Annotated in this window: 18 protein-coding genes; 7 read left to right on the top strand and 11 right to left on the bottom strand. The window is 68.5% G+C overall.

All coding sequences use genetic code 11. The features are described 5' to 3' along the window. Nucleotides 1–41: 41 nt before the first annotated feature. The gene (locus tag ACFYX0_RS07060; RefSeq protein WP_388967275.1) at nt 42–1,118 is read left to right on the top strand and encodes an LCP family protein; all 1,077 of its coding nucleotides are present in this window, start codon (nt 42–44) and stop codon (nt 1,116–1,118) included. 36 nt (nt 1,119–1,154) lie between these two features. Here ACFYX0_RS07060 and ACFYX0_RS07055 read toward each other — a convergent pair whose 3' ends face one another. Then, nucleotides 1,155–2,168: a hypothetical protein gene (locus ACFYX0_RS07055; RefSeq protein WP_388967576.1), complete on the bottom strand. Its 1,014-nt coding sequence runs from the start codon at nt 2,166–2,168 to the stop codon at nt 1,155–1,157. Between the two features lie 79 nt (nt 2,169–2,247). On the opposite strand from ACFYX0_RS07055, the gene ACFYX0_RS07050 reads away from it, so the two are divergent. Next, on the top strand, nt 2,248–2,646 hold the full coding sequence (locus tag ACFYX0_RS07050) for an NTP pyrophosphohydrolase (RefSeq protein WP_388967273.1): 399 nt from the start codon (nt 2,248–2,250) through the stop codon (nt 2,644–2,646). 15 nt (nt 2,647–2,661) lie between these two features. Here the strand turns inward: ACFYX0_RS07050 and ACFYX0_RS07045 are convergent, their stop codons facing one another. From ACFYX0_RS07045 to ngcE, 9 genes are all read right to left on the bottom strand, one after another. Then, on the bottom strand, nt 2,662–4,182 hold the full coding sequence (locus tag ACFYX0_RS07045) for an amino acid permease (RefSeq protein ID WP_388967271.1): 1,521 nt from the start codon (nt 4,180–4,182) through the stop codon (nt 2,662–2,664). A gap of 145 nt (nt 4,183–4,327) precedes the next feature. Continuing rightward, a complete protein-coding gene (gene dxs, locus ACFYX0_RS07040) occupies nt 4,328–6,298 on the bottom strand; it encodes a 1-deoxy-D-xylulose-5-phosphate synthase (protein ID WP_388967269.1) in 1,971 nt (656 codons plus the stop codon). Between the two features lie 245 nt (nt 6,299–6,543). After that, a complete protein-coding gene (locus ACFYX0_RS07035) occupies nt 6,544–7,836 on the bottom strand; it encodes a sugar ABC transporter permease (protein ID WP_355906153.1) in 1,293 nt (430 codons plus the stop codon). Continuing rightward, entirely contained in the window at nt 7,833–8,624 is a 792-nt protein-coding gene (locus ACFYX0_RS07030; RefSeq protein ID WP_355906156.1) for an ATP-binding cassette domain-containing protein, read from the bottom strand. The genes ACFYX0_RS07035 and ACFYX0_RS07030 overlap by 4 nt, the downstream gene beginning before the upstream one ends. Before the next feature lie 180 nt (nt 8,625–8,804). Beyond that, nucleotides 8,805–9,908, bottom strand: a complete 1,104-nt coding sequence (locus ACFYX0_RS07025; RefSeq protein ID WP_355906325.1) for a substrate-binding domain-containing protein — start codon at nt 9,906–9,908, stop codon at nt 8,805–8,807. 133 nt (nt 9,909–10,041) lie between these two features. Next, a complete protein-coding gene (locus ACFYX0_RS07020; RefSeq protein ID WP_355906159.1) occupies nt 10,042–11,241 on the bottom strand; it encodes an ROK family transcriptional regulator in 1,200 nt (399 codons plus the stop codon). Between the two features lie 197 nt (nt 11,242–11,438). Next, entirely contained in the window at nt 11,439–12,362 is a 924-nt protein-coding gene (locus ACFYX0_RS07015) for a carbohydrate ABC transporter permease (protein ID WP_311692131.1), read from the bottom strand. 15 nt (nt 12,363–12,377) lie between these two features. Further along, on the bottom strand, nt 12,378–13,313 hold the full coding sequence (locus tag ACFYX0_RS07010; protein WP_355906162.1) for a sugar ABC transporter permease: 936 nt from the start codon (nt 13,311–13,313) through the stop codon (nt 12,378–12,380). A 112-nt stretch (nt 13,314–13,425) separates the two neighbouring features. Then, nucleotides 13,426–14,868, bottom strand: a complete 1,443-nt coding sequence (gene ngcE / locus ACFYX0_RS07005; protein WP_388967266.1) for an N-acetylglucosamine/diacetylchitobiose ABC transporter substrate-binding protein — start codon at nt 14,866–14,868, stop codon at nt 13,426–13,428. Between the two features lie 459 nt (nt 14,869–15,327). Between ngcE and ACFYX0_RS07000 the strand changes: the two genes are divergently transcribed. The 3 genes from ACFYX0_RS07000 (at nt 15,328) to ACFYX0_RS06990 (ending at nt 21,139) form a co-directional block, all read left to right on the top strand. Next, complete coding sequence (locus ACFYX0_RS07000) at nt 15,328–19,131, top strand: GH92 family glycosyl hydrolase (RefSeq protein ID WP_388967263.1); 3,804 nt, start codon at nt 15,328–15,330, stop codon at nt 19,129–19,131. Between the two features lie 510 nt (nt 19,132–19,641). After that, nucleotides 19,642–20,007 (top strand): hypothetical protein, encoded by a 366-nt coding sequence (locus ACFYX0_RS06995; RefSeq protein ID WP_388967261.1) that lies wholly within the window; start codon nt 19,642–19,644, stop codon nt 20,005–20,007. A gap of 235 nt (nt 20,008–20,242) precedes the next feature. Next, complete coding sequence (locus ACFYX0_RS06990; RefSeq protein ID WP_388967259.1) at nt 20,243–21,139, top strand: putative RNA methyltransferase; 897 nt, start codon at nt 20,243–20,245, stop codon at nt 21,137–21,139. A 112-nt stretch (nt 21,140–21,251) separates the two neighbouring features. Here ACFYX0_RS06990 and acnA read toward each other — a convergent pair whose 3' ends face one another. After that, nucleotides 21,252–23,969 carry an aconitate hydratase AcnA gene (acnA, locus tag ACFYX0_RS06985; RefSeq protein ID WP_388967256.1) on the bottom strand — a complete coding sequence of 906 codons (2,718 nt, stop codon included), beginning with the start codon at nt 23,967–23,969 and terminating at the stop codon, nt 21,252–21,254. 348 nt (nt 23,970–24,317) lie between these two features. Here acnA and ACFYX0_RS06980 point away from each other — a divergent pair, with 348 nt between their 5' ends. After that, entirely contained in the window at nt 24,318–24,515 is a 198-nt protein-coding gene (locus tag ACFYX0_RS06980) for a DUF4236 domain-containing protein (protein ID WP_388967253.1), read from the top strand. Between the two features lie 64 nt (nt 24,516–24,579). Continuing rightward, entirely contained in the window at nt 24,580–26,109 is a 1,530-nt protein-coding gene (locus ACFYX0_RS06975; protein WP_355906183.1) for a UDP-N-acetylglucosamine 1-carboxyvinyltransferase, read from the top strand. Nucleotides 26,110–26,256 lie beyond the last annotated feature (147 nt).

Below are 26,256 nucleotides of genomic sequence, written 5' to 3'. Positions count from 1 at the left end.
CACTCCTTGCCCGGCCGAGAGATGACGAGGACACCGATCCGATGACGACCCCAGCCGCCGAGAGCCCACGCGGATCGCGCCCCGCCTCCAAGGCCGACAAGCCCCGCCGCCGCAAGGGCCGGTGGGTCCTGCTCTCGCTGGCCGTGCTCGTCGTGGCCGCGGGCGGCACCGGCTACTGGCTCTACAGCGGTCTCGACAACAACATCCAGGGTGTCGACATCGACAGGGCGCTCGGCGACGACCGGCCGGAGAAACTGCCCACTTCGGGACAGAACATCCTCGTCCTGGGGTCCGACTCACGGGCCGGCGCCAACGCCGCCCTCCACACCGGCAATGTCTCCGGGGCGCGTTCCGACACGGCGCTGGTGATGCACATACCCGACGGCCGCACCAAGGCCGTCGCGGTCAGCATCCCCCGCGACACCCTGGTCACGCGCCCCGAGTGCGCCAGGTCCGACGGCACCCAGGTGCCCTCGGCGAAGCGCGTCATGTTCAACTCCATCTACTCCCAGGTGGGTCCGGCCTGTGTGGTCAAGACCGTGGAGCAGATGTCCGGGGTGCGCATGGACCACTACGTCGAGATCGACTTCGCCGGTTTCAAGGGGCTGGTGGACGCGATAGGCGGGGTCACCGTCACCGTCGACCAGAACATCCACGACAAGTCCAGCGGTCTGGACATCACCGCGGGCACGCACCGGCTGAACGGCACGCAGTCGCTGGAGTTCGTGCGCACCCGGCACGGCATCGGGGACGGCAGCGACCTCGGCCGCATCGGGCTCCAACAGCAGTTCATGCTGGCGCTGTTGAGCGAGATCAAGAAGCAGGACCTGCTGGGCAGCCCGACGAAGGCCTACAAGATCGCCGACAGCCTGACCTCGGCGCTGACCACCGACTCGGGTCTCGCCTCCCTGGCCAAACTGGCGGAGTTCGGCCGCAGCATGAACGGGGTGGAGCCGTCCACCATGGAGACGATCATGCTTCCGGTGGCGTACGACAAGGTCGACCCCAACCGGGTGGTCGCCGCCGAACCGCAGGCGAGCACGCTGTGGAAGGCGATCCGTACCGACTCGGCCATCCCGGCGTCGGCGAAGAAGTCCCCGGCCACCGGCGGCTCCTGACGAGCGATCGCCGGGAGCGGCGCCCCCGGCGAGCCGTCACACCGACTGCCAGGCCGCCAGCGCCAGCCCCGGCTCGTCCTCCTGGCGGGCCACGCCGAGTTCACCGTCCGGGGTCAGGCTCGCGGCCGTCACCCGTCCCTCGGCGTCCTCGGCCAGCGCGACCCGCGTGCCCACCGGCAGCTGCGGGCCCGACTCGCTCCACCACAGGCCGGCCGACTCCTGTTCGGTGGGGCAGGCCGCGAGCACGACCCGGCCGGAGTCCGAACGCTGGGCGAGCAGCGTGCAGTCGTAGCCGTCGACGGCGCAGCGCAGTGCCGCCACCGGGCCCGCTCCCGCGGTGCGCAGCAGCGGGAGCGGGTCGCCGCCCGGACGCCAGGCGTGCAGCATGCCCTCGGGGTCCGCGAAGAACAGGGTGGTGTGCTCCTTGGAGGTGGGCAGGGCGGTCAGCGTGCCCGGCTGCACGGCCACCTCCAGCGCCTCGTCGGGGACCAGGGCCCCGCCGGGCTCCTCCTGGCGCCAGCGCAGAATGCCGTCCGACGTGGTGGCGAACAGCTCGACGCGCCCTGGTCCCCCGGCCACGGCGGCGAGTTCCTCGTGCGCGCCCGGGCCTCCGATGTCGCGCCAGGGGCCCCAGCCACCGTGCTCCTTCTGGGCGAGCATGCTGACGCCGCCGGCCTTGTTGCGCGTGAAGACATGGGCGCGGCCCTCGGCGTCCACCGCCACCGCCGGCATCCCGGTCCGGTCGCCCTTCTTGTCCGGGTGGCCGATCGGGGTCCAGTCGAGCGCGGACAGGTGAGGACGGAAGTGGGTGGAGTGGACGAGCCCCGACTCCCCCGGGACCGTGGGGCGCCATGCGACGAGGTGGGCATACCCGTCGGCGCCCTGGCCGAGCCCCAGTTGGGGGTGGAGCCGCTGGTCCCCGCCGACCTTGCGCGGGGGCGTCCAGGGAAGACCCGGTTGGTGTTCGGCCCGGCACCACACCGCTTCGTCCCGCGAGGCGTAGGTGCACAGGCTGCCGTCCCGGCCGCGGAGCAGCCAGGGACCGTTCAGAGTACGGACCGTTGACACTCCCCCACTCTAATCCGGAGTCCGCGGGGCCGGTGGCGCAGGCTCGTGCGAGGCTGTGGGCATGAGCGCCCCGCCCGTGGTGATCGTCGACGCCGCGAACGTCGTCGGATCCGTGCCCGACGGCTGGTGGCGGGACCGGCGCGGCGCCGCGGAGCGACTGCGGGACCGCCTGGTGGGATACGCCGAGAGAGGGCTGCCCGGCCGCCCCGGTCCGGTGGAGTTGGTGCTCGTGGTCGAGGGCGCGGCGCGCGGGGTGGAGTCCGTGCCGGGCGTACGGGTGGAGGCGGCGTCCGGCAGCGGTGACGACCGCATCGTCGAACTGGTGGCGGCGGCCGGGGACCGTCCCGTCCTGGTCGTCACCGCGGACCGGGAGCTGCGCCGCCGGGTCGGCGAGCGGGGTGCGCAGGTCACGGGCCCGCGGTCGGTGCGCGACCCGGAACCACCGGCGGATCCGCGCTGAAGAGGGGTCACGGGGTCACGGGGTCGCGTCGCCCGGCCGCCCGGACGCCCGCCCGGCCGCGCGCTGCTCCTCGGCCACCCCGCTGTGCGTGCGGCCGTAGAGGAGGTACACGAGGAAACCGATCACCAGCCAGACGGCGAACCGCAGCCAGGTCTTGGCGGGCAGGTTCAGCATCAGCCACAGCGAGGCGCACACCGAGAGGGCCGGCACCACCGGCACGAACGGGGTGCGGAAGGCGCGCTGCAGATCGGGGCGGGTGCGGCGCAGGATGACCACGCCGATCGCGACGACGACAAAGGCGAAGAGCGTACCGATGTTGACGAGTTCGGCGAGTTCGCTGAGGCTGGTGAAGCCCGCGACGACGGCGATGACCACGCCGAGCAGGACGGTCGGCCGGTGCGGGGTCCTGAAGCGCGGGTGGACCCGGGAGAAGAACCGGGGCAGCAGTCCGTCGCGGCTCATCGCGAAGAAGACCCGGGTCTGGCCGAGGAGCAGGATCAGGCACACCGTGGTCAGGCCGACGGCGGCACCGAAGCTGATCACTCCCGCGTACCAGGGGTGCCCGATGCTCTTGAAGGCGTCGGCGAGCGGTGCGTCGACGGACAGGTCGTCGTAGTGCTGCATCCCGGTGACGACGATCGACACCGCCACGTACAGCATGGTGCAGATCAGCAGGGAGCCGAGGATGCCGCGGGGCATGTCGCGCTGCGGGTTGCGGGTCTCCTCGGCCGTCGTCGCCACGATGTCGAAGCCGATGAAGGCGAAGAAGACGACGGATGCGGCGGTGAAGATCCCGAGCACTCCGAAGTTGGAGGGCACCCACCCGGCGATGAGCTGGATGAGCGGTGCCTTGAGGCTGCCGGACGCCGGTACGGGCTCGGCCTTCGGGACGAACGGCTTGTAGTTGGCGGTGTTGATGAAGAAGGCACCCGCGACGATCACGATCAGCACGACGGCGACCTTGACGGCGACAACGAACCGGGTCACCCGGGCCGACAGCCTCATCCCGACGACGAGGATGACGGTGAGCAGCAGGACGAGCCCGGCGGCGAGGATGTCGAAGCCGAACCCGCCGGCCCCCTCGCGACCGCTGAGCGACGGGGGCAGATGCAGGCCCGCGTTGTCGAGCAGGGAGCGGATGTACCCGGACCAGCCGACGGCGACCACCGCCGTGCCCAGCGCGAACTCCAGGACCAGGTCCCAGCCGATGATCCAGGCGGGCAGCTCGCCGAGGGTGGCGTACGAGAACGTGTAGGCGGATCCCGCTACCGGGACCGTCGAGGCGAACTCGGCGTAGCAGAGTGCGGCGAGCGCGCAGACGACGGCGGCCACGACGAAGGACAGCGAGACGGCCGGTCCCGCGTTCTCCTTGGCGACCTTGCCGGTGAGCACGAAGATGCCGGTGCCGATGATGACCCCGACTCCGAACACGGTCAGATCCAGCGCGGAGAGGGTCTTCTTGAGCGCGTGCTCCGGCTCCTCCGTGTCCTGGATCGACCGCTCGATGTTCTTGGTCCGGAAGAGGGTGCTGCCCACGGCGTACCTCCCACGCTTGTCGTCCTCGACATGATCGAGAGGGGGCGTAGTGCGTATGCCCCGAAAGGGTGGGATTCACGCAAATAGGCCGGTCCCGCCACCGTAAAGGATGGCGGAACCGGCTCATGCCGATCGGGCGGGAGGGTCAGTCCCGTGCGGACTCCACCGAGTCCACGGCCCGCGCGGCGGCCGTGCCGTCGGCGGAGGTCCCCCCGTTCGAGCGGAGCGGGGAGTGGGGCAGGCCGTCGAGCTTGGCGACGAGCCCGGTGACCTGGCGGGCGATGTCCGGCGCGGTCAGTCCGATCTCCGCCATGACCTCCTTGCGGGAGGCGTGGTCGAGGAAGCGCGGCGGGACACCGAAGTCGCGCAGCGGCACATCGACGCCCGCGTCGCGCAGGGCCTGCGCGACCGCCGAACCGACACCGCCGACACGCGAGTTGTCCTCGACGGTGACGACCACCCGGTGCTGCTCCGCGAGCGGGGCGAGCGCCTCGTCGACGGGCTTGACCCAGCGGGGGTCGACGACGGTGGTGGAGATGCCCTGCTTCTTGAGCAGGTCGGCGATCTCCAGGCACATGGGCGCGAGCGCGCCGACGGACACCAGCAGCACGTCCGGCACCGGGGCGTCGGCCTTGCGCAGCACGTCCATCCCGCCGACCTTGCCCACCGCGGGGACCGCCGGGCCGACGACGCCCTTGGAGTAGCGCACCACGGTCGGCGCGTCGTCGACCTCCACGGCCTCGCGCAGCTGGGCCCGCAGCTGCTCGGCGTCGCGCGGGGCGGCGATCCTGATGCCGGGGACGACCTGGAGCATCGACATGTCCCACATGCCGTTGTGCGAGGCGCCGTCGTCGCCGGTGACGCCGGCCCGGTCCAGCACGAAGGTCACTCCGCACTTGTGCAGGGCGACGTCCATGAGGACCTGGTCGAAGGCGCGGTTGAGGAAGGTCGCGTACACCGCGAAGACCGGGTGCAGTCCGCCGGTGGCGAGGCCGGCCGCGGAGACCGCGCCGTGCTGCTCGGCGATGCCGACGTCGTAGATCCGGTTCGGGAAGGCCTCCGCGAACTTCTTCAGGCCCACGGGGTGGAGCATGGCCGCGGTGATGCCGACGATGTCCTTGCGCTCGTGGCCGAGCTTGACCATCTCGTCGCCGAATACCGACGTCCAGCTGGCGGCGGCGGCCTTGATCGGCAGGCCGGTGTCGGGGTGGATGGGACCGATGCCGTGGAAGCGGTCGGCCTCGTCCTGCTCGGCGGGCTTGTAGCCGCGGCCCTTCTCGGTGATGCAGTGCACGATGACCGGGCCGCCGAACCGCTTGGCGCGGGCGAGGGCGGACTCCAGGGCCTCGATGTTGTGGCCGTCGATCGGGCCGACGTACTTCAGGCCCAGGTCCTCGAACATGCCCTGCGGGGCGATGAAGTCCTTCAGGCCCTTCTTGGCGCCGTGCAGGGTCTCGTAGAGGGGCTTGCCGACGACGGGGGTGCGCTCCAGCACCTCCCTGGTGCGGGTCAGGAACTTCTCGTAGCCGTCGGTGGTGCGCAGGGTGGCCAGATGGTTGGCGAGGCCGCCGATCGTCGGGGAGTACGAGCGCTCGTTGTCGTTGACGACGATGACCAGGGGGCGGTCCTTGGCGTCCGCGATGTTGTTGAGCGCCTCCCAGGCCATGCCGCCGGTCAGCGCACCGTCGCCGATGACGGCGACGACATGGCTGTCCCGCTCCAGCAGCTCGTTGGCCTTGGCGAGGCCGTCGGCCCAGCCGAGGACCGTCGAGGCGTGCGAGTTCTCGATGATGTCGTGCTCGGACTCGGCGCGCGAGGGGTAGCCGGACAGGCCGCCCTTGCTGCGCAGCTTCGAGAAGTCCTGGCGGCCGGTGAGCAGCTTGTGCACATAGGCCTGGTGGCCGGTGTCGAAGAGGACCTTGTCCTTGGGCGAGTCGAAGACGCGGTGCAGGGCGATGGTGAGCTCGACCACACCGAGGTTGGGGCCGAGGTGGCCACCGGTCTTGGACACGGCGCCCACGAGGAAGGTCCGGATCTCCTCTGCCAGCTGGTCCAGCTCCTCCAAGCTGAGCCGGTCCAGATCGCGCGGTCCCCTGATGCGGGTCAGCAGCGGCACCCGTGCCTCCTTGCAGTAGAGCTGAGTCGAGCTTTTGCTGGGCCTGTCGAGTCTAATGTTCCGTCTGTGCGGATCATGAGCGGCCCTGGCGTTCGGGGGGTATCCGTTTTCCGCCGCGTCATGCCGCCGGTGCCGGGCAAAGCCGGACAAGACTGTGCCCGGCACCGCCATGGGTGCCGGGCACAGGCCGAAGGGGGACGGTCGCGTCCCGCCTGCGGGGCGCGCGGCGCCCCGCAGGCGCCGGACTACGCGCGACCGGCCGACTTCTGCGTCTTGCGGGTGACGGCGTCGATGACGACGGTCGCCAGCAGAACACCACCGGTGATCATGTACTGGACCGGGGAGGCGATGCCCTCCAGGGCGAGGCCGTACTGGATCGAGACGATGACCAGCACACCGAGCAGCGCGTTCCAGGTGCGGCCACGGCCACCGAACAGCGACGTACCACCGATCACCGCGGCGGCGATCGCGTTCATCAGCAGGTCACCGGAACCGGCGCCCTGGTTGGCGGAGGCGATCTTCGAGGCGATGAACAGACCACCGATCGCGGCGAAGGTGCCGGAGATCGCGAAGACCGAGATCCGGACCGCGGCCACGTTGATACCGGCACGGCGGGACGCCTCGACGCTGCCGCCGAGCGCGAACACCTTGCGGCCGTACGCGGTGCGGCGCAGCACGAAGTCCGTGATCAGCAGCACCGCGATGAAGATCACCACGGCGAGCGGCAGGCCCTTGTACTGGTTGTAGACGGCGGCCACGGCGAAGGACAGGACCGCCAGCAGCGCCGTCCGCAGGATCGTCTCGCTCAGCGGCCGGGACGGCACACCGGCGGCGTCGCGCCGCTTGTTGCCGAAGTAGGCGCTGAGGAAGTACAGCACGGTCACCGCGAACGCGAGCCCGTAGGCGGCGGCCACGTCGGAGAAGTAGTACGTCGTCAGCTTGGCGACCAGGCCGTCGCTGTTCAGGTTGATCGTGCCGCTGTCGCCCAGGATCTGGAGCATGAAGCCGTTCCAGAAGAGCAGACCGGCCAGGGTGACGGCGAACGCCGGCACACCGATCTTCGCGAAGACGAGGCCGTGGAGTGCTCCGGCGACCGTACCGGTGAGGATGGCCAGCACGAAGGCCAGCACCTCGTTCATGCCGTGGGTGATGTTCAGCACCGCGAAGGCGGCGCCCGCGACACCGGACACCGAGCCGACCGACAGGTCGATCTCACCGAGCAGCAGCACGAAGACGATACCGACAGCGATCATGCCCGTGCCGACCATGGCGACGGAGATGTCGGAGAGGTTGCCCGCGGTGAGGAAGTTCGAGTTCAGGCTCTGGAAGATGATCCAGATGATGGCCAGACCGACGACGACCGGGATCGCGCCCAGGTCGCCCGCCTTCATCTTGCGCTTGAACTCGCCGATGTAGCCCGCGAAGCCCTGTTCGCGCACCAGCAGCCGGGGGTCGATCGCGGTGACCGCCTTCGCGGCGGCCTCGGGGTTCTCCACGACGGATTCCTCGGGGGGTGTCGAGGTGTTGTCGATGCTCACTTCTTGATCTCCCCATTGCTGCGCGCCGCACGACGGGTCACGGCGTTGTCCGTGGCGCCGGTGATGGCGGAGATGATCTCTTCCTGCGAGGTCGACTTGACCTCGAAGATGCCGTTGTTGCGTCCGAGACGCAGCACCGCCACCTTGTCGGCGACGGCCTTCACATCGGCCATGTTGTGGCTGATGAGGATGACCGCGTGACCGCGCTCGCGCAGCCGCTCCACCAGGTCGAGGACCTGGGCGGTCTGCTCGACACCGAGGGCCGCGGTGGGCTCGTCGAGGATGACCAGCTTGGGCTCGCCGAGCATGGAACGGGCGATGGCCACGACCTGGCGCTGACCGCCGGAGAGCGAGGCGATCGGAATACGGACGCTCGGGATGCGGATGGACAGCTGGTCCAGCAGCTCGCGCGAGCGCCGCTCCATCTCCACCTCGTCCAGCACACCGCGCCGGCGGATCTCCCGGCCCAGGTACAGGTTGCCGACGACGTCGATGTTGTCGCACAGCGCGAGGTCCTGGTAGACCGTCGCGATGCCCAGGTTCTGGGCGTCGTTCGGCTTGCCGATGTTGACGGTCTTGCCTTCCCACTCGATGACGCCCTCATCGATGGGGTGCACGCCGGCGATCGTCTTGACCAGCGTGGATTTTCCGGCGCCGTTGTCGCCCACGAGGGCGACCACCTCTCCGGCGTGGACCTCAAGCTCTACGTCGGTGAGCGCCTGAACGGCACCGAACCGCTTGGAGACCCCGCGCAACGCCAGCACGGGCGTAGCGGACACGTGAACCATCTCCTTCGCCGCCTGACCCGGCGGGAGGTTGTGCAGAAGTTTGGGGGGATGTTCCGTCCGGCGCCCCGCTACGAGCTTGCGGGGCTGGTGAGAGCGGGGCGCCGGAGGAGCCTGCGTGTGCCCAGTCCCGTACGGGAATTCAAGGACGAATTCCCGTACGGGGAAAGGACTCTTGGCGTATTACTTCAGGCCGAGCTTGTCGCAGGCCGCCTTGTACTGGCTGGTGCAGATGTCGGCGACCGTGTAGACGCCGTCCTTGATGACGGTGTCCTTGATGTTGTCCTTGGTCAGCGACTGGACCGGGACCAGTACCGACGGGACCTGCTTGGTCGTCGGGCTGTCGACCTTGTCCTTGGCGATCGAGTCGAGCGCCTTGCCCTGGGCGAGCGCGACAGCCATCTCGGCGGCGGCGTCGGCCTCGGGGGCGTACGGCTTGTAGACGCTCATGTACTGCTCACCCGTGACGATGCGCTGCACACCCGCGAGCTCCGCGTCCTGGCCCGTGACCGGGATGTTGGTCAGGCCGGCGGACTTGAGGGCGGTGATGATACCGCCGGCCATGCCGTCGTTGGCGGAGTAGACGCCGACGATGTTCTGCTTGCCGAGGGCGGAGATGGCGCCCTCCATGTTGGTGTTGGCGTTCTCCGGCTTCCAGTCCTTGGTGTCGTACTCCTTGCCGACGTTCACCTTGCCGTCGAGCACCTCGTGGGCGCCCTTCTTGAACTGCGCGGCGTTCGGGTCGGTGACGGAGCCGTTCATCATGACGATCTTGCCGGACTTGGCCTTGGAGCCGAGCGCCTTGAGGAGGGCCTCGCCCTGGGTCTTGCCCACGGTCTCGTTGTCGAACGAGGTGTAGGCGCTGATCGGACCCTGCGCCAGTCGGTCGTAGGCGACGACCGGGATGCCGGCGTCCTTCGCCTTCTGGACCGAGCTCTTTATGGCCGCGGAGTCCACCGCGTCCACGATCAGCACGTCGACCTTGTTGGTGACCATGGTGTCGACCTGCTGGTTCTGCGTGGTGGCGTCCTGCTTGGCGTTGGCGTAGACCACCTCGCCCTTGCCGTTCGTGAGCTCCTTGACCTTCTTCTCGATCAAGGGGCGGTCGAACTTCTCGTAACGCGCGGTCTGGTTCTCGGGGAGAAGCAGACCCACCTTGATGGCGTCGCCCTTCTTGGCGCTCGGCGCGGACGAGGAGGAGCCGCCACCCGACTCCTTGGCGCTGCCACATGCGGCCAGAGAAACGGCCATGGCACCAGCAGCAACGGCGAAGGCCGCACGACGCATACGCGTGTTCACTTCAGAAACCTCCCTGACGAGGCCGCGTCGTTGCGGCCGAGGTGGCTGGAAGTCAACTCGGCCGCACGTGCGACGTCAAGAAGTAAATCCTTAACGAGATGGCAACGGTGCCATCCGTTCTCTAAGTGAAGGCAGGCGCGACGGCAGAAAGAGTGCCGTCCAAAAGGGTCGAATCACCCATCTCACTGAGCGCGAGAGCGAGCGCTCCGAGCACCTCGGCACGGCCCCCGAGCGCCCCCGGCAGCACCGACAACTGCCGTGCGGCGCTGGGGATCGCGTACCGGCCCACCGACTCCCTGATGGGCCCGAGAACCAGCTCCCCCGCCTCGGCGAGATCACCGCCCAGGACGACCCGGCTCGGGTTCAGCAGATTGCAGAGATTGGCGACCCCACTGCCGATGTGGCGGCCGACGTCGGCGATCACCCGGCGGCAGCCCGGATCCCCGTCCCGTGCCAGCCTGACCACGCCTTCCATGGTCAGATCGGCCCCGTGGCTGGGCTGGAGCAACGGCAGCACGTACCGCGCCGCCGTGAACGTCTCCAGGCAGCCGCGGTTGCCGCAGCGGCAGACGGGACCGGATTCATCAAGGGTGATATGCCCGATTTCTCCAGCCGTACCGCCGGGCCCCCGGTAGATCGTCCCGTCGATCACCAGTCCGGCGCCGACACCGCTCGCGACCTTGATGTACGCGAGGTCCTTGACCCCCCGGCCGCTGCCCCAGACCAGCTCGCCGAGGGCGCCCAGGTTGGCGTCGTTGTCCACGTGCACCGGCACGCCGAGCCGCCCCCGCAGCTCCTCGGCGGGCCTGGCGCCGGTCCAGCCCGGCAGGATGGCGGTGGAGCCGAGCGTGCCCGACTCGACATCGATGGGACCGGGCACACCGAGACCCACGCCGGCGATCTTCGACCGGTCCACCCCGGTCGCCGCGATCAGCCTGCTGACCAGCTCTTCCGCCCGGTCGAAGCCCTGCGCGGCGGAGGCGTCCACATCCAGTGGCTCCGACTCCTCGGCCAGCACCTGATGGGCGAGGTTTCCTACCGCGACACGCAAATGGGTGTGCCCGAAGTCGATGCCGATCACGATGCCGGCATCACCGCTCAGAGAGACGCTACGGGCCCGCCGGCCACCCGACGACGTGGGCGTGACCTCGACGGTTCCGCCGTCCTTGAGCTCCCGCACGATATTGGAGACCGTTGCCGCGGACAGGCCCGTCGTCCTCGCGATCTCCGCCTGTGTGAGGGATCCGGCCAGCCGCACGGCACGTACAACCCGCTCCAGGTTGGCTCGGTGCAGCGACGACTGCGACCCTGGAGTCTCCACGACGACCTCCTGAGCACGGGACCGCTTCGGTGAGGCCCCGCCTATGTCCAACTAGTGAACTCTAAGCTGAGCCGTTCGGGTTGCCTCCCGTCAAGAGGTTGAACCGCATCCGGGTCCTTGGACACAATGCCGCGCGCCGCGCGGGAGCCCCGAGCGGCGCGCACCGGAGACGTCACGGAGAGTGACGAATCCTTGGATTACTTGAGAGTCGCCGAGGTCAGGCCCGACTGCACCTGACGCTGGAAGGAGAGATAGACCACAAGCATCGGGATCATCGCGATGGTCACGCCTGCGAACAGAACCGGCAGATCGGAGGCGTATCCCTGCTGTTGCTGGAGCTGGATGAGGCCCTGGGTGAGCACATAGCGTTCGGGGTCCGAACCGCTCTGCGGCTGCATCAGGACCGTCGGCAGGATGAACTGGTTCCACTGACCCAGAGTGTTGAAGATCCCGACGCTGACCAGACCCGGTTTCGCCATCGGCAGCATCACCTGGAAGAACGTCCGGGTGTGCGAGGCCCCGTCCAGGACGGCCGCCTCGAAGACCGCCGTCGGCAGGGTACGGAAGAAGGCGTGCATGAAGAACACCGTGAACGGCATCGAGTAGGCGATGTAGACCAGGATCAGACCCTGGTAGGTGTTCAGCATGTCCAGCCGTTTGACCATGAAGAACAGCGGGACCAGAGCGAGGAACACCGGGAACATCGCACCCGCGACGAAGAAGTAGTACAGGAACCGGTTGCCCGGGAACGGGTAGCGGGCGAGGACGTACGCGGCCATGGAGCCGAACAGCATCGTCAGCGGCACGGAGAACACCAGCACGATCACGGTGTTCAGGAAGTAGTCGCCGATCCCCTTGTCCCAGGCGCGCCGGAACACGTCGAAGGACCAGTCGTGCGGCCAGCCGAAGGCCGAGCCGCCGATCTGGGCGTCGGTCTTGAAGGAGCTGAGCACCAGCCACAGCAGCGGCAGCACGATCAGCAGGGCCCACAGGGCGAGGAAGCCGTGCGAGAAGACGTTCAGGACCACGCCCTCGCTGCGCCGGTCGCCGGGGCGGAGGGGAACCTTGGCCGCGGACCGCTGGGCGGGCACGGCCGCGGTCTGCTGGATGGGTGCGCTCATCGTCGTCTCTCCCGCTCAGAACTCGATGCGCTCGCGGCGGGTGGCGCGCAGCGTGACCACGGACAGGACCAGGGTGAGCAGCAACATGACGACGCCCATGGCGCAGGCATAGCCGCTCTTGCCGAAATAGAGGAAGTTGCGCATCATCACGGTCGACATGACGTCGCTGTGATGGTCGGGGCCGCCGCCGTAGGCGCCCATGTTCTGGGTCATGGACGAGACCAGGACGAACATGTCCATGGCCACGATGCCCAGATACACCCATGCGGTCTGCACGGTGTCCCACAGCAGCGGCAGCGTGATGCGGAAGAAGGACTGGGAACGGTTCGCCCCGTCGATGAGCGCCGCCTCGTAGATGTCCTTGGGAATGGACTGCATGGCGGCCGAGAACAGCACCAGATAGAAGCCGACGCCGTGCCAGACCACGACCAGGATCAGGGCCCACAGCACCAGGTTGGGCTCGTTGAGCCATTCCACGGGATTGTCGGGGTCGACCAGGCTGAGTTTGATGAGGACGCCGTTCAGCAGGCCGCCGCCGTCACTGCGGTAGACCGCGTTGAACAGCACCGCGAGAATCGCGAGTGACAGCACCTGGGGGAAGAAGTAGACGACCTTGTAGAACTTCGATCCGGCCACGCCCTGGACGCCGCCGGCCCGACTGCGCCCGCCCGCGTTCACCATGAAGGCGAAGAAGAGGGCGAGCAGAATGGTGATCACCGGGATGAAGACCAGAAACAGGATGTTGTGCCAGATGGCCTCCAGGAAGACGTCGTCCTGGAGCAGCGCCCGGTAGTTGGCCAGGCCGACGAACTTGAAGGTCTGCGACTGGCCTTTCCAGTCGGTCAGCGAATAGCCGAACGTCTGGATGTACGGCCAGATGACGAAGATCAGATAGAGCGCGACGGGGACGAAGAGAAATCCCGCGACGAACCGGTACTGCCCTTTGCGCATGGCGTTCCTGCCCCTGGTGTGCCGTTCCGGGCCGGGAATCGATCCGATTCCCGGCCCGGAATCCGGTCGGCCGGGCGGGCCCCGGTCGCGAGGGCCCGGCCGGCGGCGAGCGTCAGTCGTGGTGGTTCTTCTTGGAGGCCGGGTCCTTGGCCTGCTTGTCGACCGCGGCCTGACAGCGCTTCAGCCACTCCTTGGGCTGGATGCGCTTGGCCATCAGCTCGTTGGACGCGTTCTGGATGGCGGTGTCCATCTCGCTGTACCAGTCGGGGTAGAGGAAGCGGAAGGTGTTGGTGCCCGCCGCCTTGGACGCCTCGACCGTGGACTGCGTACCCGGGCGCAGGGTCACACCGGTGTCGACACCGTCCTGGAGGATGGTGAGCGAGTTGGCCTGCTTGGCGAACAGCGTCGACCACTCCTTGGAGAGCATGTGGCGCATGAACTCCTTGGCCGCGGGCAGGTTCTTGGCCTTCGCGGGGATGATGAAGGGCTCGCCGGAGCCGGCCCGGATCGCCTCGAAGGGCATCGCGCTGCCGGACAGCAGCGGCATCGGCAGGAACTTCATGTCGAAGTCCGTCGGCGTCTGCTTGAGCTGCTCGTTCTCCAGCCAGGAGCCGCAGGTGATGAAGGCGGCCTTGTACTGGTTCCAGCGGGTCTGCGACTCGGTGTGGGTCAGGCCGTTCGTACCGGGCATCAACAGGCCCTTCTCGACGATCTCGTAGATCGCCTCGATGCCGGCCTGCGCGGCGTCGGAGCCGACGAACGCCTTCGGGTCGAGGTTGTCGATCGCCTTGACGGCGTCGATGCCGCCCTTCTTGGCGATCATGTCCATGATGGCGACGTTGATGTAATAGGGGTACTTGCCCTGGTGGGCGAGGCCGCCGATGCCCTGCTTCTTGGCGTCCTGACAGATGGTGAGGAAGTCGTCCCAGGTCTTGGGCGGCGTCCAGCCCTTCTCCTTGAAGAGCTTGCCGGAGTACCACAGACCCCACACCGTGTAGATGTAGTTGAGGGCGACGACCTTGCCCTCCTGGATGCCCGGGTCGAGGGTGCCGGGGATGAGGGTGTCGCGGACCTTCTTGCTGGGGTCGTCGACCGACGGCGCGTCGAGGACCTCCGCGAGGTCGAGCAGTTGGCCGTTCTTGTAGAGGACGTCGACCTTGATCTGCTGGGCGCCGGAGTCGTCCACGATGTCCGGCGGGTTGCCCGCGTTGAAGCGGGGCTGGAGCTTGCCCGTGATCTCCTGGGTGCCGGTGTGGGTCGAGGTGATGCCGAGCTTCTTCTGGTAGTCGGTCTCCCACGCCTTGGCGTAGTCGTCGCCGTAGCCGCCCTTGAAGATGACGACGTCGAGCTTGCCGCCCTTCTCGGCGCCGAAGGGGTTCGACTTCGACGTCTTCCCCTTGTTCTCGTTGTCATTGGAACCGCCGCCCCCGCCGCTGGCGCACGCGGACAGAAAGCCCATCGCGGGGACGGAGATCAGGCCGAGCGCGGCGGACCGCTTGATCAGGTCGCGGCGGCCGACGCCCCCGGATGTGTTCTCGCCGGAAGTGGATCCCATGCTCAAGTCCTCGCCTTCTCCAGGACTCAGGCGGTGAACCGGATCCTCCCGGCACCGCGGTGATGGTGAAGCTGGGGTCGTGCATGAGGGATTCAGTGGGAGGGCGCGACAGCCCGTCGTGCCGAAAACGGTCCGCCGCCTCCCGATTCCCCCCGGTCGTGCCTGCCCAGGGCTCGCCGTGGCGCTGGGCGACGGCTGCCCGAACGCCGACAGGTATAGTCCACTTCCCGCCAACGGAGCAAGATCGAATGCAAGGTTGACCGTCTGCTTTTCCGAAGTGAGACCTCGCGGAAATACGCGATGCCCGTATGCCACTCGCACGAGATATCCGCCGCAATGACCCCGAATGCCACACTCAACACCCTTGACATCACAGGCCACTTGGACACCTACTGGTCCTTGCGCAGCAGAGTTGACAACGTTGTCCATATTTTCACAGCGCAGGGAGGGTGCTCGCGCATGCAGCACAGATCTCGGCACAGACGGGCTCGGTCGGCGGTCGTGGCAACGGCCGCCTTCGCATTGGTGGCGGGGCTTCAGGGGGCGGCGGCGGCGCTGCCCCACCAAGGCCCCGCCGCGGACCGGGAGTTCGCCTCCTCGTTCGAGGCGGGTGACCCGGCGCCGACGTGGCTGAACACCGTGGACACGGGAGCGGACGGCAGCAAGCGGGCGTCCGGGGTGGACGGCGGATACACCACGGGGATCCCCGGCAATGTGACCGACGAGGTCACCGATGTCCGCGCCGGCGCCGAGAACTCGGGCGCGGGCGAGGTCAAGGAGAACCTGATCGACGGCGAGCCCGGTACCAAATGGCTCACGTTCGCCCCCACGGGCTGGGTCGAGTTCGACCTCGACGCGCCGACCAAGCTGGTCACCTACGCGCTGACCTCGGCCAACGACTACGCCGAGCGGGACCCCGCCGACTGGACCCTCCAGGGCTCCACGGACGGCAAGGACTGGAAGACCCTCGACACCCGCACCGACGAATCGTTCGACCAGCGTTTCCAGACCAAGTCGTACGATGTCGCGGAGCCCGCCGAGTACTCCCACTTCCGGCTCGACATCACCAAGAACCACGGCGCGGACATCCTCCAGCTCGCCGATGTGCAGTTCTCCACCGGCAAGACCACCGAGCCGACGCCCAAGGACATGCGCACCCTGGTGGACCGGGGCCCGATCGGCTCCCCCACCGCCAAGGCGGGCGCCGGTTTCACGGGCCACCGGGCCCTGCGGTACGCGGGAACCCACACGACGGACGGGCGGGCGTACTCGTACAACAAGGTCTTCGACGTGAACGTGCGCGTCGAGCCGAACACCCGGCTGTCGTACCGGATCTTCCCCTCGATGGCGGACAAGGACCGGGACTACGACGCCACGAACGTCTCCGTCGACCTCGCCTTCACCGACGGCACCAATCTCAGCGGCCTCGGCGCGCTCGACGAGCACGGCTTCCCGCTGACCCCGCAGGGGCAGGGCGCCTCCAAGGCGCTGTACGTCAACCAGTGGAACGACGTGGCCTCGCGGATCGGTTCGGTCGCCGCGGGCAAGACCGTGGACCGGATCCTGGTGGCGTACGACTCGCCGAAGGGACCGACGAAGTTCCGGGGCTGGCTGGATGACATCGCCCTGAAGGTGGCGCCGCCGGAGAAGCCCAAGGCCCATCTGTCCGACTACGCGCTCACCACCCGCGGCACCAACTCCAGCGGCTCCTTCTCGCGGGGCAACACCTTCCCGGCGACGGCCCTGCCGCACGGCTTCAACTTCTGGACGCCGGTGACCAACGCGGGCTCGCTGAACTGGCTGTACGACTACGCCCGGGCGAACAACGCGGACAACCTGCCGACCATCGAGGCGTTCAGCGCGAGCCATGAGCCGAGCCCCTGGATGGGTGACCGGCAGACGTTCCAGGTGATGCCCTCGACCGTCGCCGGCACCCCGGACACCGGCCGCGCCGCGCGGGCGCTGGCGTTCCGGCACGAGAAGGAGACTGCGCGCCCGTACTACTACGGGGTGACCTTCGAGAACGGGCTCAAGGCGGAGATGGCACCGACGGACCACGCGGCGGCGCTCCGGTTCACCTATCCGGGCGACAACGCGAGCGTGATCTTCGACAATGTGACCGAGCAGGCCGGGCTGGCCCTCGACAAGGACAAGGGGATCGTCACCGGGTTCTCCGATGTGAAGTCCGGACTGTCGACGGGAGCGACACGCCTGTTCGTCTACGGCGTCTTCGACGCGCCCGTGACGGACGGTGCGACCTCGGGGGTGAAGGGGTATCTGCGTCTGCGCCCCGGTGCGGACCACACGGTGACCCTGCGCCTGGCCACCTCACTGATCAGCATAGACCAGGCGAAGGACAACCTGCGCCAGGAGATCCCCGACGGCACCTCGTTCGACACGGTGAAGACACGGGCGCAGCGCGCCTGGGACAAGCTGTTCGGCACGATCGAGGTCGAGGGCGCCACCACCGACCAGCTGACGTCGCTCTACTCCTCGATGTACCGGCTGTATCTGTACCCCAACTCCGGCTTCGAGAAGGTGGGTTCGGGCTACCAGTACGCCTCCCCGTTCTCCCCGATGACGGGTCAGGACACCCCCACGCACACCGGGGCGAAGATCGTCGACGGCAAGGTGTACGTCAACAACGGCTTCTGGGACACCTACCGGACGACCTGGCCGGCGTACTCCTTCTTCACCCCGAAACAGGCCGGTGAACTGGTCGACGGCTTCGTCCAGCAGTACAAGGACGGCGGCTGGACCTCGCGGTGGTCCTCGCCGGGCTACGCGGACCTGATGACGGGCACCTCCTCGGACGTGGCGTTCGCGGACGCCTATGTGAAGGGCGTGAAGTTCGACGCGGAGGCCGCCTACGACGCGGCGGTGAAGAACGCGACGGTCGCCCCGCCCGCGTCCGGCGTCGGCCGCAAGGGCATGACGACCTCGCCGTTCCTCGGCTACACCAGCACCAGTACCGGCGAGGGCCTGTCGTGGGCGATGGAGGGCTACGTCAACGACTACGGCATCGCGAAGATGGGCGAGGCGCTGTACAAGGAGACCGGCAAGAAGCGCTACCAGGAGGAGTCGCAGTACTTCCTGAACCGCGCCCGGGACTATGTCGACCTCTTCGACCCGAAGGCCGGCTTCTTCCAGGGCCGCGACGCGCAGGGCAACTGGCGGGTGGACTCGTCGAAGTACGACCCGCGGGTGTGGGGCTACGACTACACCGAGACCAACGGCTGGGGCTACGCCTTCACGGCCCCGCAGGACAGCCGGGGCCTGGCGAACCTGTACGGCGGCCGCACCCAACTGGGCGACAAGCTGGACGAGTTCTTCGCGACGCCGGAGACGGCCTCGCCGGAGTTCGTCGGCTCGTACGGCGGGATCATCCATGAGATGACGGAGGCGCGGGACGTCCGGATGGGCATGTACGGGCACTCCAACCAGGTCGCGCACCATGTGATCTACATGTACGACGCGGCGGGCCGCCCCTGGGAGGCCCAGGCGAAGGTCCGCGAGGTGCTCTCCCGGCTGTACAACGGCAGCGAGATCGGGCAGGGCTACCACGGCGACGAGGACAACGGCGAGCAGTCGGCCTGGTATGTGTTCTCGGCGCTGGGCTTCTATCCGCTGGTGATGGGCAGCGGTGAGTACGCCGTCGGATCGCCGCTGTTCAAGAAGGCCACCGTGCATCTGGAGAACGGCCGGGACCTGGTCATCAACGCCCCGAGGAACAGCACGCGCAACGTGTACATCCAGGGGCTGAAGGTCAACGGCCGCCCGTGGACGTCGACGGCGCTGCCGCACTCCCTGCTGTCCCGGGGCGGGGTGCTGGACTTCGACATGGGTCCGCGGCCGTCCTCCTGGGGCAGTGGGAAGAACGCGGCCCCCGTGTCGATCACCCAGGACGACAAGGTGCCCTCGCCACGCACCGACGTGCTGAAGGGCGACGGCCCGCTCTTCGACAACACCTCGCTGACGGAGGCGGCCGTGACGAGCGTGGATCTGCCGGTGGCGAGCCCCACCAAGGCGGTGCAGTACACGCTGACGTCCCCGGCGGACCACACGAAGGCCCCGACGGGCTGGACCCTGGAGGGCTCGGCGGACGGCACCCGGTGGACCACCCTGGACCAGCGCTCGGCCCAGTCCTTCCCCTGGGACCGGCAGACCCGGGCCTTCTCGATCCCGCACCCGGGCTCGTACGCGCACTACCGGCTGGTCCTGAACACCGCGTCGACGCTGGCGGAGGTGGAGCTGCTCTCCTGACACCCCCGTGAGAGAAGGGGCGGGCGCGGGGTCCTCTCCGTGCCCGCCCCGTCGTCGTACGGGCCGGGCTCGGCATCGTGAGACGTCTTGGTGGGCCGCACGCGCCGGCGCACAACGCCCCCGAACATCCCCGGTACGGGCGAACACTCTTGACATCGTTGTCCGTTCTGACGGTACAGTCATGTACAGACCACCCCGACAACGTTGTCGCGCATCGGTCGTCACAAATCATGTCCCACCCGGTACGGCCCACTCCCCCTTCCCGGCCGAGCCGGCTCGCGGACCGGGTGGCACGCTCACCGCCCACCCGGTCCGCCCTGAGTTGTCTCCCGTTCCCCGCGCCGCCGACATCTGCGGCGCCCATGGCATCCACGCCGCCATGGCACCCTCGGCACCCGACACGTCACCCGTGGGGGCGGTGTTGGCCGCACCAGGACACGAACGGGGCAACCCCAGTGCTCTCGTGGTCATCTACCTGTACGAACGCAATGACCTGGGAGAGGGCGGGCTGTGCACGGTTCCGGTGCGGACGGTGGCCACGAGAGGGGCACCGCCGGTTCCTGGTGGGCGCCCGCCGTGGCGAATCTGCTGATCGGACTGGTCGCGATACTGCCCGGTTTGTGCGTACGGTGGCTGCTCGCGCGATATGCGGTGATCCACTGCGCCGACGGGTTCGGCTGCGCCGGCAAGTCGCCGGACAACACACTCGGCATGACACTGGGCGCGCTCCTGGGCGGCGGGTTCGTCCTCGGCATGGTGCTGGTGGTGGACATCCTCATGCCCTGGCAGGAGGGCCGGCCGGTGCATGTGTGGCTCGGCATGGCGACCCTGGTCCCGGCGCCGTTCGCAATCGCTCAGGCCGCGGGGTGGATCTAGGAGGCGTTGCCCGACTTCGGCGACGGCCGGGGTTTCCGCCGAAGCTCGTAGACTCTCGGCGTGGCATTCCTGAGCACCCCGCACTACTGCTTCCTGTGATCGGAAGGCATTGAGGGCGATGTCGGACGGCGTCGCCCTCCTTGGTGTGCCTGCTGCCTGAACACAGTGTCCGGCGCTGCCCGTATCGAGGTGGCCGGACTCCGGGCCCGCTCCTTCATGAGGCGGCCTTCAGAGCATGTACAGGCACGGCCCTTCCCTTCACTGCTGCCAGGAGTGCCTTGTGCGCGTGTCGCCCTCCCTCGCCCTCGAACCGTTTCTCGACCTGCTGCGCTGTCCGGCGTGCGGGGTCCGTCTCCACCTCCACCGCGCCTCGCTGCGCTGCCCGGTGGGCCACACCTACGACATCGCCCGCCACGGCTACGTCGGCCTCCTGACGGGCACCCGTGCCGTCAGCGGGGACGACGCGGCCATGGTCCGAGCGCGGGACCGGTTCCTGTCCACCGGCAGGTACCGGCCCATCCGCCAGGCCGTGGCCCGCCTGGCGGCCGACGCCGTACCCGACCGGTGCACGGTCGTGGATGTCGGGTGTGGCACCGGCTACTACCTCGCCGGCGTACTGGGCCGGCTGCCCGGCGCCCGGGGTCTGGGCCTGGACACCTCGGTGCGCGCGCTACGTTCAGCGACCCGGGCGCATGACCGAGCCGCCGCGGTGACCTGGGACGTCTTCCGCCCCTTCCCGCTGGCCGACGGGGCGGCCGATGTCCTGCTGAACGTGTTCGCCCCGCGCAACCCTTCCCAGTTCCACCGTGTGCTGCGCCCGACCGGCCGACTGGTCGTGGCGCGCCCCACGGGGAGGCACCTGGCGGAGTTGCGCGGTCAGGTGCCCGCGATGCTCACGGTCGACCCGGCCAAGGAACGGCGCCTGCACCGGGCCCTGGACCCCTACTTCGAGGCCGTCGGAAGCCGGAGGGTCGAGTACGCCACGTGCCTGACCGGGCCCGAGGCCCTCGACCTGATAGCGATGACGCCGAGCGCGCACCACCTGCACCGCGCCGACCCGGCCGATGAACGTCGCCTCCTGCCCGGCCCGGTCACCGTCTCCGTCCTGGTCACCGCTTACCGGCCTCGGTGACCACAGGCGGACCCGGCACCGCATGCAGCCGCTCCGGCCCCGGCCGGGAACACGGCAAGGGCCGCACCCCCGCCGGGCGGGGGTGCGGCCCTCGACTGCCGTGCCTGAGCGCTTACTTGCGGATCAGGTTGCGCAGCACGTACTGCATGATGCCGCCGTTGCGGTAGTAGTCGGCCTCACCGGGGGTGTCGATGCGGACGACCGCGTCGAACTCGACGCCCGAGTCGGTGGTGACCTTGACCGTGCGCGGCGTGGTGCCGTTGTTCAGCTCGGTGACGCCGGCGATGGAGAAGGTCTCCTCACCGGTCAGTCCGAGTGCCTCGGCGCTCTGGCCCTCCGGGAACTGGAGCGGCAGGACGCCCATGCCGATGAGGTTCGAGCGGTGGATGCGCTCGTAGGACTCGGCGATGACGGCCTTGACGCCGAGCAGCGCGGTGCCCTTGGCGGCCCAGTCGCGGGACGAGCCGGAGCCGTACTCCTTGCCGGCCAGGACGACCAGCGGGATGCCCTGCTCGATGTAGTTGCGCGAGGCGTCGTAGATGAACGACACCGGCGCGTCGGCCTGGGTGAAGTCGCGGGTGTAGCCGCCCTCGGTGCCCGGCGCGATCTGGTTGCGCAGGCGGATGTTGGCGAACGTACCGCGGATCATGACCTCGTGGTTGCCACGGCGCGAGCCGTAGCTGTTGAAGTCACGACGCTCCACACCGTGCTCGGTGAGGTACTTGCCGGCCGGGGTGTCGGCCTTGATCGCACCGGCCGGGGAGATGTGGTCGGTGGTGACCGAGTCGCCCAGCTTGGCGAGGACGCGGGCACCGGCGATGTCGGTGACCGGGGACGGCTCCATCTGCATGCCCTCGAAGTACGGGGGCTTGCGGACGTACGTCGATTCGGCGTCCCACTCGAAGGTGTTGCCGGTCGGGATCGGCAGGGACTGCCACTGGGCGTCGCCCGCGAAGACGTCCTGGTAGGACTTGTTGAACATGTCCTCGCCGATGGCGTTGGCGACGACGTCGTTCACCTCGGCCTCGGTCGGCCAGATGTCCTTCAGGTGGACCGGGTTGCCGTCCTGGTCGGTGCCCAGGGCGTCCCTGGTGATGTCCACCTTCATGGAGCCGGCGAGGGCGTACGCGACGACCAGCGGCGGGGACGCCAGGTAGTTCATCTTGACGTCGGGGTTGATCCGGCCCTCGAAGTTCCGGTTGCCGGAGAGGACCGAGGTGACCGCGAGGTCGTGGTCGTTGACGGCCTTGGAGACCTCCTCCGGCAGCGGGCCGGAGTTGCCGATGCAGGTGGTGCAGCCGTAGCCGACGAGGTTGAAGCCGACCTTGTCCAGGTACGGGGTCAGGCCCGCCTTGTCGAAGTAGTCGGTGACGACCTTCGATCCCGGGGCGAGGGTGGTCTTGACCCACGGCTTGCGGGTCAGGCCCTTCTCGACCGCCTTCTTGGCCACCAGGGCGGCGGCGACCATGACGTACGGGTTGGAGGTGTTGGTGCAGGAGGTGATGGCCGCGACCGTCACCGCACCGTGGTCGATCGTGTAGGTCGTGCCGTCGGGGGCGGTGACCTGGACCGGGTTGGACGGCGCACCGTTGGGGGCGACGGCCGGGGCGTCGGAGGCGGGGAAGGACTCCACGCCCGCCTCGTCGACGACGTCCACGTAGTTGCGCACGTCCGTCTTGAACTGCTCGGCGGCGTTCGCGAGGACGATACGGTCCTGCGGGCGCTTCGGGCCGGCGATCGACGGGACGACCGTGGACAGGTCCAGCTCGAGCTTCTCGGAGAAGTCCGGCTCGGCCTTCGGGTCCAGCCAGAGGCCCTGCTCCTTGGCGTAGGCCTCGACGAGCGCGACCTGCTGGTCGCTGCGGCCGGTCAGGCGCAGGTAGTTCAGGGTCTCGTCGTCGATCGGGAAGATCGCGGCGGTGGAGCCGAACTCCGGCGACATGTTGCCGATCGTGGCACGGTTGGCCAGGGAGGTGGCGGCGACGCCCTCGCCGTAGAACTCGACGAACTTGCCGACCACACCGTGCTTGCGGAGCATCTCGGTGATGGTGAGCACGAGGTCGGTGGCGGTGGTGCCGGGCTGGAGCTCACCGGTGAGCTTGAAGCCGACGACGCGTGGGATGAGCATGGAGACCGGCTGGCCGAGCATGGCGGCCTCGGCCTCGATGCCGCCGACGCCCCAGCCGAGCACACCGAGGCCGTTGACCATGGTGGTGTGGGAGTCGGTGCCGACGAGGGTGTCGGGGTAGGCCTGGCCGTTGCGCACCATGACCGTGCGGGCCAGGTGCTCGATGTTCACCTGGTGGACGATGCCGGTGCCCGGCGGGACGACCTTGAACTCGTCGAAGGCGGTCTGGCCCCAGCGCAGGAACTGGTAGCGCTCCTTGTTGCGGCCGTACTCCAGCTCGACGTTCTGCTTGAAGGCTTCGTTCGTGCCGAACTTGTCGGCGATGACGGAGTGGTCGATGACCAGCTCGGCCGGGGCCAGCGGGTTGATCTTCGCCGGGTCGCCGCCCAGTTCCTTCACGGCCTCACGCATGGTGGCGAGGTCCACGACGCAGGGAACGCCCGTGAAGTCCTGCATGATCACGCGGGCCGGCGTGAACTGGATCTCCTGCGACGGCCGGGCCTGGGAGTCCCAGTTGCCGAGGGCGCGGATGTGGTCGGCGGTGATGTTGGCGCCGTCCTCGGTGCGGAGCAGGTTCTCCAGCAGGACCTTGAGGCTGTACGGAAGGCGGGCCGAGCCCTCCACCTTGTTCAGCCGGAAGATCTCGTACGACTCGTCGCCCACCTGCAGCGTGCTGCGGGCGTCGAAGCTGTTCGCCGACACGACAGTCTCCTTCATTGATGTGCGCGTACCACCGCAATGCTGCCGCCACGACAGCTGGACCGATCCGCTGAGGTAAGGCTAAGTTAGGTAACCCTTACTAGAGCGTCGGCCGTGGTGCGCCTCGGCAGATATCTCGATGTCGAGATAACTCTAGTACATGGGTGCGGCTCGGTCATGCCGGAGCCACCCCGGGGGCCCCGGAAGGCCCCCCGAGGTCCGGAAGATCCCCCGAAGCCCTCCCCGCACTCCTCCACTCACCCGGCCTGTCATCAATCCGCCGAGCCGGGGTATCCGAGTGATCCGGGACATCCGACACGAGTCGGGCGAGCGAAAAAGGGAGGCATCTGCATGCCGCTCACGTTCCGCAAGAGTTTCCGGATCCTTCCGGGGGTGCGGCTGAACATCAACAGGCACTCCTGGTCCCTCACCACCGGAGGACACCACGGGCCGCGCCACACACAGAGCAGTACTGGACGTCGTACGATATCGATGGATTTGCCGGGACCTTTCGGCTGGCGTCGAACCCGTTCCACCAGGCGCCGTTGACGAGGCATCACCCGAATGGACCCCCCAAGAGGCGCCATCTCATATCTGAGATAACCTCAGTCACATGTCAGACGACTACCTCGTACGTATCGGCAGGCTCATCCGTGACGCCCGGCAGCACCGCGGCTGGACTCAGGCGCAGCTCGCCGAGGCGCTCGGCACCAGTCAGAGCGCCGTCAACCGGATCGAGCGCGGCAACCAGAACCTCAGCCTTGAGATGATCGCCAGGATCGGCGAGGCCCTGGACAGCGAGATCGTGTCCCTGGGCTATGCGGGTCCCATGCATCTGCGGGTGGTCGGCGGCCGCCGGCTCTCGGGCGCCATCGACGTCAAGACAAGCAAGAACGCCTGCGTGGCCCTGCTGTGCGCCTCGCTGCTGAACAAGGGGCGCACCGTGTTGCGCCGGGTCGCGCGCATCGAGGAGGTGTACCGCCTCCTGGAGGTGCTGGCCTCGATCGGCGTCCGCACCCGGTGGATCAACGAGGGGATCGATCTGGAGATCGTGCCGCCCGCGGACCTCGACCTGGAGGCCATCGACGCCGCGGCCGCTCGCCGCACGCGGTCCATCATCATGTTCCTCGGGCCGCTGCTGCACCGTATGGACCGCTTCAAGCTGCCGTACGCGGGCGGCTGCGACCTCGGTACGCGCACCGTCGAGCCGCACATGATCGCCCTGCGCCGGTTCGGGCTGGACGTCACCGCCACCGAGGGGCATTACCACGCGGTGGTGGACCCGACCGTCACTCCCGGCCGCCCGATCGTGCTGACCGAGCGCGGCGACACCGTGACCGAGAACGCGCTGCTGGCCGCCGCCCGCCACGACGGGGTCACGGTCATCCGCAACGCCTCCTCCAACTACATGGTCCAGGACCTGTGTTTCTTCCTGGAGGCGCTCGGCGTCGCGGTCGAGGGCATCGGCACCACCACGCTCACGGTGCACGGTGTGCCCAACATCGACGTCGACGTCGACTACTCCCCATCCGAGGACCCGGTCGAGGCGATGAGCCTGCTGGCCGCCGCGGTCGTCACCGAGTCGGAGCTGACCGTGCGGCGCGTGCCGATCGAGTTCCTGGAGATCGAACTGGCGGTGCTGGAGGAGATGGGGCTCGACCACGACCGCAGCCCCGAGTACGTGGCGGACAACGGCCGCACGCGGCTGGTCGACCTCACCGTACGGCCCTCCAAGCTGGAGGCGCCGATCGACAAGATCCACCCGATGCCGTTCCCCGGCCTGAACATCGACAACGTCCCGTTCTTCGCGGCCATCGCGGCCGCCGCGCAGGGCAAGACGCTGATCCACGACTGGGTGTACGACAACCGGGCCATCTACCTCACCGACCTCAACCGGCTCGGCGGGCGGCTGCAACTCCTCGACCCGCACCGCGTCCTAGTGGAGGGCCCGACCCGCTGGCGCGCCGCCGAGATGATGTGCCCGCCGGCCCTGCGGCCCGCCGTGGTGGTCCTGCTGGCGATGATGGCGGCCGAGGGCACCTCGGTGCTGCGCAACGTGTACGTCATCAACCGCGGCTACGAGGACCTGGCCGAACGACTCAACTCGGTCGGCGCGCAGATCGAGACGTTCCGGAACATCTGAGCCCGACCCGGCACGGCGGAACACCCCGAGCCCCATCGCTCACCGCATCGAGCGATGGGGCTCCGTGCTGCGTGTGCCGCCGTCGTCACCGCCCTGAGCGCCTCTGCGAGACGGGACGGACGGCGGACCGGAACTTGACGGCAGACT

This window comes from Streptomyces sp. NPDC002573 (assembly GCF_042889625.1).
Lineage (GTDB): Bacteria > Actinomycetota > Actinomycetes > Streptomycetales > Streptomycetaceae > Streptomyces > Streptomyces gibsoniae.
Note: the sequence above shows the minus strand (reverse complement) of the source record. Positions and strands in the feature narration are given on the sequence as shown.

Coding starts and splice junctions, on each gene's coding strand:
- ACFYX0_RS06980 (WP_388967253.1), top strand. CDS start 24,318: ATGCCGCTCACGTTCCGCAAGAGTTTCCGGATCCTTCCGGGGGTGCGG.
- ACFYX0_RS07060 (WP_388967275.1), top strand. CDS start 42: ATGACGACCCCAGCCGCCGAGAGCCCACGCGGATCGCGCCCCGCCTCC.
- ACFYX0_RS07050 (WP_388967273.1), top strand. CDS start 2,248: ATGAGCGCCCCGCCCGTGGTGATCGTCGACGCCGCGAACGTCGTCGGA.
- ACFYX0_RS07010 (WP_355906162.1), bottom strand. CDS start 13,313: ATGCGCAAAGGGCAGTACCGGTTCGTCGCGGGATTTCTCTTCGTCCCC.
- ACFYX0_RS07030 (WP_355906156.1), bottom strand. CDS start 8,624: ATGGTTCACGTGTCCGCTACGCCCGTGCTGGCGTTGCGCGGGGTCTCC.
- ACFYX0_RS07015 (WP_311692131.1), bottom strand. CDS start 12,362: ATGAGCGCACCCATCCAGCAGACCGCGGCCGTGCCCGCCCAGCGGTCC.
- ACFYX0_RS06990 (WP_388967259.1), top strand. CDS start 20,243: ATGTACAGGCACGGCCCTTCCCTTCACTGCTGCCAGGAGTGCCTTGTG.
- ngcE (WP_388967266.1), bottom strand. CDS start 14,868: ATGGGATCCACTTCCGGCGAGAACACATCCGGGGGCGTCGGCCGCCGC.
- ACFYX0_RS07025 (WP_355906325.1), bottom strand. CDS start 9,908: ATGCGTCGTGCGGCCTTCGCCGTTGCTGCTGGTGCCATGGCCGTTTCT.
- ACFYX0_RS06975 (WP_355906183.1), top strand. CDS start 24,580: ATGTCAGACGACTACCTCGTACGTATCGGCAGGCTCATCCGTGACGCC.
- ACFYX0_RS07000 (WP_388967263.1), top strand. CDS start 15,328: ATGCAGCACAGATCTCGGCACAGACGGGCTCGGTCGGCGGTCGTGGCA.